Annotated in this window: 8 protein-coding genes; 3 read left to right on the top strand and 5 right to left on the bottom strand. The window is 37.4% G+C overall.

Annotation, left to right across the window (positions count from 1 at the left end):
- A partial coding sequence (locus ABMA79_RS08505) for a manganese efflux pump MntP family protein (protein ID WP_393091832.1) occupies positions 1-303 on the bottom strand: 303 nt, incomplete at its 3' end.
- 84 nt (positions 304-387) lie between these two features.
- Here ABMA79_RS08505 and ABMA79_RS08500 point away from each other — a divergent pair.
- The gene (locus ABMA79_RS08500; protein ID WP_393091830.1) at positions 388-1,374 is read left to right on the top strand and encodes a hypothetical protein; all 987 of its coding nucleotides are present in this window, start codon (positions 388-390) and stop codon (positions 1,372-1,374) included.
- On the opposite strand, the gene ABMA79_RS08495 is transcribed toward ABMA79_RS08500, so the two are convergent.
- Positions 1,371-2,369 carry a hypothetical protein gene (locus tag ABMA79_RS08495; protein WP_393091827.1) on the bottom strand — a complete coding sequence of 333 codons (999 nt, stop codon included), beginning with the start codon at positions 2,367-2,369 and terminating at the stop codon, positions 1,371-1,373. The genes ABMA79_RS08500 and ABMA79_RS08495 overlap by 4 nt on opposite strands.
- Before the next feature lie 173 nt (positions 2,370-2,542).
- Between ABMA79_RS08495 and ABMA79_RS08490 the strand changes: the two genes are divergently transcribed.
- Positions 2,543-3,322, top strand: a complete 780-nt coding sequence (locus ABMA79_RS08490) for a DUF4423 domain-containing protein (RefSeq protein WP_393091824.1) — start codon at positions 2,543-2,545, stop codon at positions 3,320-3,322.
- A 127-nt stretch (positions 3,323-3,449) separates the two neighbouring features.
- Positions 3,450-3,953: a hypothetical protein gene (locus ABMA79_RS08485; protein ID WP_393091821.1), complete on the top strand. Its 504-nt coding sequence runs from the start codon at positions 3,450-3,452 to the stop codon at positions 3,951-3,953.
- Positions 3,954-3,976: 23 nt separating this feature from the next.
- Here the strand turns inward: ABMA79_RS08485 and ABMA79_RS08480 are convergent, their stop codons facing one another.
- From ABMA79_RS08480 to ABMA79_RS08470, 3 genes are all read right to left on the bottom strand, one after another.
- Positions 3,977-5,386 carry a PQQ-binding-like beta-propeller repeat protein gene (locus tag ABMA79_RS08480; protein ID WP_393091818.1) on the bottom strand — a complete coding sequence of 470 codons (1,410 nt, stop codon included), beginning with the start codon at positions 5,384-5,386 and terminating at the stop codon, positions 3,977-3,979.
- The gene (locus ABMA79_RS08475; protein ID WP_393091815.1) at positions 5,340-7,631 is read right to left on the bottom strand and encodes a PEP/pyruvate-binding domain-containing protein; all 2,292 of its coding nucleotides are present in this window, start codon (positions 7,629-7,631) and stop codon (positions 5,340-5,342) included. The genes ABMA79_RS08480 and ABMA79_RS08475 overlap by 47 nt, the downstream gene beginning before the upstream one ends.
- Before the next feature lie 91 nt (positions 7,632-7,722).
- Positions 7,723-8,331, bottom strand: a 609-nt coding sequence (locus tag ABMA79_RS08470) for an MTAP family purine nucleoside phosphorylase (protein ID WP_393091812.1), incomplete at its 5' end; no start/stop codon positions are given.

Below are 8,331 nucleotides of genomic sequence, written 5' to 3'. Positions count from 1 at the left end.
CCTCTCTTCTTCATCATCATTCTTACCACTAAGCTCTTCATAGCCCTCATAGGCCATGTGAATAGCAACAGCTGTTAAGAGGCCAAACGAAATCCAATGATCGATATAGTCAAATTGGGCAATAACTTTCGCGCCGGCAATTGCACCTAAGAAAGCAACCAGTGCTTCTGCTCCCCCCGATGAGAATGCAAACTTCAGAGTATCACTAAATTTATGAGGTCTGGCCCCCATTGCAACAGCAGCAGAAAAAGAGTCGGCACATAGAACTAAACCAATAACTATAACTTCAAAATAATTAATCATAAGACCTTTATAATACGTAGAGCTATTACAGGCAATTATTAAAATACTATTCGATTTGTTAAATATTTACTATTGTCCTTATAGATGAAAATATTAATAGCACTGCTTATCTCAACCTTCTCGTTGGCAACAAATTCTTTTGTTGATGAAGTTGATACTTACTTTCAAAGTAATGAATTAACTAAAGTTCGAAATCAGTCTGAGTTTCAAATCGATAAGTGTCACACTCAATTAGAAAACCAAAACTCCTTTGGTGAGACTCTCCACTATTTCATAAAGGACTTATCATCAAAGAGATCAACGTTTCTTCACGTAAGCAGTATTTATAAGATGCCTACAAAGATGGAAGATCAAGAGCGAGTCGGACTTTTAAGTCATCCGCTATGTCCCGTAACAAAAGAATCTCTTTCAAAGACGATTAAGAATATGCCAGATGAGATGACGATTGAATTGGCCAATCGTTTTGCTCGTGAACATAATGAGCTTAGAGAGCAAGATGATCACGCAGAACTTCAACAACTATGGGGTAAGTTCTTTGGGTGTTTAGCATACACTGAAAGCTTAACAACAGCGGACTTTGCAGCAAGTGAGAAACTCGCAAAGAAGTATGCTCCAAAAAATTACAAAAGACCTCAAGGGGTAAAATTCTATTACGATAAATGGCAGCCAAAAGTGAGTCGTTTAAATATTGGCCTCTATCAATTCACGCCGAATTATGGTGGAAATATAAAACCTTGTGTGGATTCATGGAATCATTATTATTCAAATGAAAGTTGTCAGATAAAGAATAAAAAGAAGGATGCGTTGATTAATGCTTTCGGCTCCACTGCTCAGCATTTCAATGCCTATTGTGGAGTTCATAAAGTCATCGAAGCATTTTCAGTACAATTGAATACTTCGGAAAAAAAATTCACTCATCCGAAAAATCAAGAAGATGGAAAACTTAAGAGCGCAAGTGAAAGATGTGTCACTCCTCACTTCTATGCAGGTTGGTCATACAATCACTTTGGGCCACTACAGAACTCGACAAAGAATAATCTAAAAAAGTTTATGTCTTGTCTCTATAATTAAACACCAGAACAGCTTATTACAAGCTTACCTTTATCAAACTCAATTGACTTACGCCCTTCTACAGCTCCATCAAAAACGATAACTTCAGGAAGAATTGGTTCCACTTCAAACTTAGGCATTACTGAGTTTGCAAAAGGCTTTCCTTCTCTTAATTCAATGCGAAGGTACCCTGTTGAAATGACATAAGAGATCATATATTTGAAATGATTTCCCATCATCAGAGGAACTCCACCAGAGAGAATGCTATGCTTTACACCAGAAGCGGCACCTGAGTGGAGACGGTTTAACTGATCAATATATGAAAAAGAACAAGATACATTATTAAAAGATGATTGCTCTTTTGCATCGACAACGAGAAGAGAGCTTAAGTTATAAGTTCCTTCTTCAAGCCCTAATAGACCTAAGTATTCATGAAAAACGATCTTTAACTTTTCATGATCATTAAGTGACTCCCAACGCTGTTGATTAACATGAATTTCTAAGGTCTCAGGAAAATTCTTTGCAACAAAGCCACGCTCATTACGACAACGGTAATCACCGGCCCTCGAACAAAGTTTATAATTCACAGAGAAGACTGCTGTCTTATCAACAATTAAATCCAATAGATCAAGATTGATATCATCAAAGATACTATGCTTTGAGAAAAGAAGTGCCTGTTGCCCTTCAATTTGATCACGAAGCTTTGCTCCAATTTCAAAGAATTCAGCTGCGATATCATCACCACCATTTCCTTCCCTTCCAAGGCGTAATGCCTGATCAAGAATATTTTCGTCAATATTAAAATCTTCTGGACGATCTTTTAATATCTCTAAAACTTGAATTCTTTCTTCGATATTTTTCTTTAATAGAAAGCTCTTATTAATCTTTGTTTCTTGTAAATTAATCTCAGGCCTTGCAACCCTTAGACTTGCACGAATTTGTTTTGCCTTGTCATTTGCTGAAGCAGAAAGCATCTGAGTTAGAAGAACCGATAAAATAATAAGTTTCATTTTCATAAGCTAAATCATATCGGCCAACGAAGAGATATTAGGCCCTTATGTAAAATATCTCCATGGTGTCCATATCTTAAGCAAACGCCAAGTCACTGATTTCACTGACTTTTATTAGAGATTTTGTGACGATAACTTTATCTGGAACTTCCTTCAAAGATGCCTCATACTTATAGCTAATGGATTATTTAGAATTACTCACAAAAATACTTGAAGAAAAGAAAGCAAAGAATAAACGCTTTTCGATGCGCTCCTTTGCTAATTACCTCGATATGGACCCAGGTCTTCTTTCTAAATACTTAAATGGTAAACGTGAAATTCCGGATGCCTTCATCGAATCTAGAGCGCAACTCTTAGGAATTACAGATGAAGAGCTTTCCAAAATTAAAAAAGAGGTAAGATCTAAAGAGGTTATAAAGTCATTTCGCCTCAAAAATCCAAAAGAAGAATATACTCGTGTCGATATGATTCACCAAGAGGTCATAAAGAATTGGCAGTATTACGCTATCCTAGAGCTAATGAAAGTTAAAGGCTTCGATCCAACAGCAAAGTGGATTGCGGGAGAGCTCCATACGACTGAAGACTATGCACAAAGCCTAATTGATGACCTTGTTGAAGCAAAGTTGCTAGAAATTCGTGAAGATGGTGATTGGCTCGATCTTACGGAAGGAAGCTCTACTCATGCTCTTAGTGATGAAGATATCAATATGGCCAATAAAGAATCTCAACGTCGTATTCTTGAACTTGCAAAGCTTGCCATTGACGAAGTCACTCCTGAGTTTCGTGAGCAATCATCAATGATGATGGCAACTAATAAGAAGAAAATTGAAGAGGCAAAGGTGCTGATTAGAGACTTCAGGCGTAAGCTTTGTGATTTTCTCGAAGATACAAATGAATATGATTCAATCTATCAATTAAGTCTTTCACTTTTTCCGCTCAGTGGAAAAAAGAAGAAATAACTCCTTAAAATTATTAAAAGCTGTAGTATTTATATGATGACAATCGAGGGTCAACACATTGGCCCCTGCTCATATTGAGCGCAGTCCTCCTTTCGATTACATTGGCAAAAAACAAAAGGAGAACAACATGAAAACTTTAATTTTAATTGCAACATTAATCCTATCGATCCAATCATTTGCTGCCGGAACAATCAAACATGAAACTTGTAATGTTGTGATGGCAAAAGGTCCTTATTACGGAACATTTGCAAATTATGATATGCCAAAAGATTACTTTGATAAATTTAGACAAGCTTTTGAAAGAAAGGGATATAATGTTGTCGATCAAATGAGCATCGGAACTTATCATGATCATCCATATGTTCATCAAAATGCTAATGATCAAAAGGCACTAGCTTTCTTTTATCGTGCTACTTACCAAATCATCTCAGGAGACCTTAGAGGTGAAAATTCAGATGACCACTTATGCCGTATGAATGTGGAGCTTTATAAAAATAATTATAGAGTGATATCTAAGGAAGTAACAACAAGTACAGAAGTAAGCTTATTTAAAAATCAGTACAGAAAATCAATTTGTAATAAAGTATTTAGAAACTTCAAAAAATCGATTCCAAAATGTGAGATCAAATAAGAAAGGGCCTCTAAGGCCCTCTTCTAATTAACTGTATTCTTATAATATTTGATACTACCCTTCATTCCAAAGATTAAATGACCTTGGTCGAGAATCAGTGAATCCGCAAAAACACTTTCATCCCCAAACTCGATGGAATTAATCACTTTCCCATCATTTAGGCCAAGATAAGAAATCTTTCCCTTGCGATCAGAGAAAATAAGTTTTTCACCGTCATACTTAACTGACGAATAGTTGTAGCCAATTTTCTTCTCACGACTGGCGTACTTCCACTCTAGTTTGGAAGTAATGCTATTCCACGCATAGACTCTTCCATCAAAGTCATTAAAGACAATAAGGTCATCAAAAACAATTGGCTTTCCAATGACAGGAGAATCAATATTAATTGAGCTAATTTGTTGTCCTAGTGAATTTAAACAAACAAGCCCACCTAACTCAGACTTAACGTGAAGCTCCCCCTGAATAAAGCAGATATTATCTCTTGTAGCGACTGGTCCATACCAACTAGAAAGAGGTAGCTCTTCTTTCCATAAAAGCTTTCCTGTTTTCACATCAATTTTATAGGCGAATGGCCTTGCCTTACCAATATCTTCTTCCGGTACCCCACTTGCCACGTAAAGCGCCTGGTCTCTTACAAGAACAAAGGCATCCATATGGCCACCTTTGTATTGCCAGATTAGCTCCATCGAATTTGGATCAATTGCATAAAGGCCATCCCCACCTGCTGATTGAAAGAGATAGTCCTTTCCATCAATTTCTTTGAGAACAGGGAAGATTTCAGTGTGTCCTTTAGTTTGAAATGAACCAACAACTTTCTTAGCATTAGGATCAAATTTATAAACCCTCATATGGTGAGAAGCGTGAAGGCCTTCTCCAAAATATAGGAACCCTTTATAGTAGACCGGAGTCGGTGAAAGAAATTTCCCGAAGAAAATCTTATTCTTAATTGCTCCTGAATTTATATCAATGACAAAGAGGTTTCCTTCTTTGGAGCCAACAAATAATTCGTCGCCAACCACAACACCAGAAGCAAAAATACCTTCTTCAACACTTTGTTGCCACAAAAGGCCAGCTTGCGCCTCTAGTGGAGCTTTTGAAAAGCTAGTATCTTTATTCACAAACTCCTGCACAAAAAGAGGTACAGGGCCATGCTTTAAGTATTGGTAAGCTTCCATTCCGCCATAAATAAGAACATTAAAGATCATGGCAGAAATCAGAATCTTTGGCTTTAATAAAACTTCTAATAATTTTTTAGGACCTTCAGCCTTAAGTTTAATTCCAAAAAGGCCTGCAATAAAAGTCGCAACAACAGTGATACCAGTACTTAAGAAAGCTAGTGGTAATAAAACAGTTGGTACAATTGAGTAGCTAAAGTCACTACATAAATTATTGCATGAGTTTAATTGATCCAGTATTTCCATCAACGAAAACATCTTCTCCACCTTTGAATTTTAAATGACATTGTTTAATTCCACTTACTGCAGGGATTCCCATCTCTCTGGCCACAATTGCACAGTGAGACAAGACTCCACCACGCTCGACGATGATTCCACTTGCCTTAGTAAAGACAGGTGTCCATCCTGGATCTGTTGACTGGGCCACAACAATTGCATTTTGAGGCCAATCAATTTCCTTCCAACTTGCGGGGTTATTTACAACAACAATTTTTCCTCTAACGACTCCAGATGAAAGCCCCTCTCCGACAAGATCATTTGTACTAGATTCTTCCTCTCCATCAATAACTGCCTTAATCTCCTGGAGAGAAGTAACAGTTGAGAAATTGAAGTTCTTAAACATATGAGCGCGCTCTTTTCTTTCTTTAATTAATTCAAGCATTGAAGGTTTAAAGCTTAAGATCTCTTCTTTATTTAGAAAGAAGATATCATTTTCATCTTCAAGCTGAAGTCTTCTCGCCTTTTCCAGAGCAAGGAAACGGATATGAGCATAAGGCCTTAGGATGGCCATTTTCCACTTTTCTCTTAGCTCTAATAATTGCTTGAGTATTTTCCATTCTTCTAGAATTAAAGTCTTCTTAAAAGACTTCATTGCCATAATCTCTGCCTCTACATCAATAAAGGCATGAGAGTTCTTATCCTGTTCATATTTCTCAACTGGATAGTCATAGAATGCATCATCTCCAATCTCAGACCATCTCTTAGCACTTAAATCAAGCTCTCCCGGTCCACGATGGCCGTAACGAGCAAGAAAGAGAGATCTCGTATTAGGTTTTGCACAGGCCTTTTTAAAATATAGCCCCATATTATATGTTTCAGAGTTAATCCCAGCGCCAGACCATTTCTTAATCATCTGATCAGCTTCTTGCTCAGTATAAATACTTTTAAGAAGAGAGATTAAGGTTTGAATTGTTGTCTCTGTTAGAGAAATCAAAATATATGGCCACTCTAGAGTACGATTACTAAAGATTGCGATCTCTTTTGAAAGGCGATCATTAATCTCCTCTTCACTCCAGTCTTTATAGATTGTTGGATCATTTGGTCGCTTTGAGATTGTTGTAATCTCAAGTAGTTCTTTTGAGGCCTCGTCGATTACTTCTTGGCGATGAGTATTGATTGAAAGTCCAACCTTGAGCATACGCCACATTGTTTGTGGGGTACGAAATAAAACCTTTGGAGTAATTTTAGAAAAATGAAACTTCAGGTGCGGTCTTGGTATAGGCTCGATTGAATACGGAATTGGACCAAAGTACATCTGACCAAGTTTACTAAGGTTAATATAATTACGGCCAAAGACCTCATCCATGATGGATTCATTTCCATCAAAACCAACATAGCCTAATTTTCTGAGGGCCTTATCAAAGGCCTGATCTCTTTTAAATGACTCAGACCAAATCTGTGTCGTTAGCGTTGTCGGAGAGACAGTCCATTCAGCAAATGTTTGTCCATCCCAAACTGTATCGTCAGAGAAGACACTTGAAAGTCTTTCAAGCTCGTCATGGGCCAACTTCTTAAGATTTGTAATCGATGCCTTGGCAGTAATTGGTCTTGCCTGTAATAGATAAACCTTTCCGGCCTTATCAAGTGCCCATTCGATATCAAAATCATCTTGGTACTTATCTTCAACGAGATTAGCAAACGCAACAATCTCTTTTACTTGTTCTTCAGTGATATGCTCACTCTCAAAATTCTCTTCACTTAGAATGATCGGAGTACGCTTTCCAGAAACGAGGTCTTCACCTACTCCATCAATATACTCTAGCATCCAAGTTTCGAACTTACCTCTTGGGTCCTTTGAAAAGTAAACACCTGAATATGAAGGGTCAATCATACGCTGAACAACGACATTCATTGGAACTTCTTTATCTGAACCAAGAAAGTGTTTACGATAGGCCTTAGACGACTCTTTATGAATTGAATTAAAACAATTTTCAATTGCATGCTCTAAGTCTGTATCATTGCTTACATATAAGAAGGTCGAATTTTGACCTGCGAAACTATTTTCTTTTGAGTCTTCACCAGTTGCTGAACTTCTTACAGCGAGAGAATATTCTCCATCGCGTGCAAATTTAAAAATTTCTGCTAACTCGTCTTTCGTTGGTAGTGCATCAAGAATAATTCCATCAGGGACAACAATTCCCATCTGGGCCATCATCGCCAGCATATAGGCCTTGCCACCAACTTCTTTCTTCTCTTCAGGGAGATCCTTAAAATAATACAACATAAACGCCTTCCTCTTCTTGATAAATTTATATCGTTTACGAGACAGTCATTACATGACAATCGTCACCTTTTGTCACATTAAATGCCGAATATCAGGAAATTAGCGTCTTGATTGTATCAATTGACTCTTTTGGCCAATATGATTCCTGTGTCACAATTGCGTTAGTATTAACTCTCTCAAACTTAACTTCGTCGTTAACTAAGCTTGGAATCAAATGAGTTAATAACTCTTTTACATTTGAAACATTCTTATTGATTACATTTGTGATCTCTTCTAGAGAGCAGGCTTCGTCTTTCCAGCAATCGTAATCAGTTACAAGTGCCACTGTTGCATAAGCAATCCCAGCTTCTTTTGCAAGGTAGCTTTCAGGAACATTAGTCATCCCAATAACACTAGCACCAAAGCTGCGATAAAGTTCAGACTCTGCTCGTGATGAATACTGTGGGCCTTCAATGCAAATATAACTTCCACCAAAGTGAAACCTTGTTTCGATTTTATCAGCTACTAATTTAATTCGTTCAATAAGAGCTTTTTCAACTGGCTCCGCCACAGAAACGTGCCCTACGATTCCATTTTCAAAGAAAGATCTCTTACGTAGTCCCTTTGTCCAATCAATAAACTGATCCGGAAGAAAGAAGTCACCAGGCGCAACTTCTTCTTTTAAAGACCCCACTGCAGAAATAGAAATAATATGAGTCAC

Source organism: Halobacteriovorax sp. HFRX-2_2, from assembly GCF_043196705.1.
Taxonomy (GTDB): Bacteria; Bdellovibrionota; Bacteriovoracia; order Bacteriovoracales; family Bacteriovoracaceae; genus Halobacteriovorax_A.
This window is presented reverse-complemented; position numbering and strand designations above follow the sequence as displayed.

Bases quoted from the DNA above. Each gene is read 5' to 3' on its own strand.
- ABMA79_RS08500 (WP_393091830.1), top strand. From the start codon at position 388: ATGAAAATATTAATAGCACTGCTTATCTCAACCTTCTCGTTGGCAACA.
- ABMA79_RS08495 (WP_393091827.1), bottom strand. From the start codon at position 2,369: ATGAAAATGAAACTTATTATTTTATCGGTTCTTCTAACTCAGATGCTT.
- ABMA79_RS08490 (WP_393091824.1), top strand. From the start codon at position 2,543: ATGGATTATTTAGAATTACTCACAAAAATACTTGAAGAAAAGAAAGCA.
- ABMA79_RS08485 (WP_393091821.1), top strand. From the start codon at position 3,450: ATGAAAACTTTAATTTTAATTGCAACATTAATCCTATCGATCCAATCA.
- ABMA79_RS08480 (WP_393091818.1), bottom strand. From the start codon at position 5,386: ATGTTTTCGTTGATGGAAATACTGGATCAATTAAACTCATGCAATAAT.
- ABMA79_RS08475 (WP_393091815.1), bottom strand. From the start codon at position 7,631: ATGTTGTATTATTTTAAGGATCTCCCTGAAGAGAAGAAAGAAGTTGGT.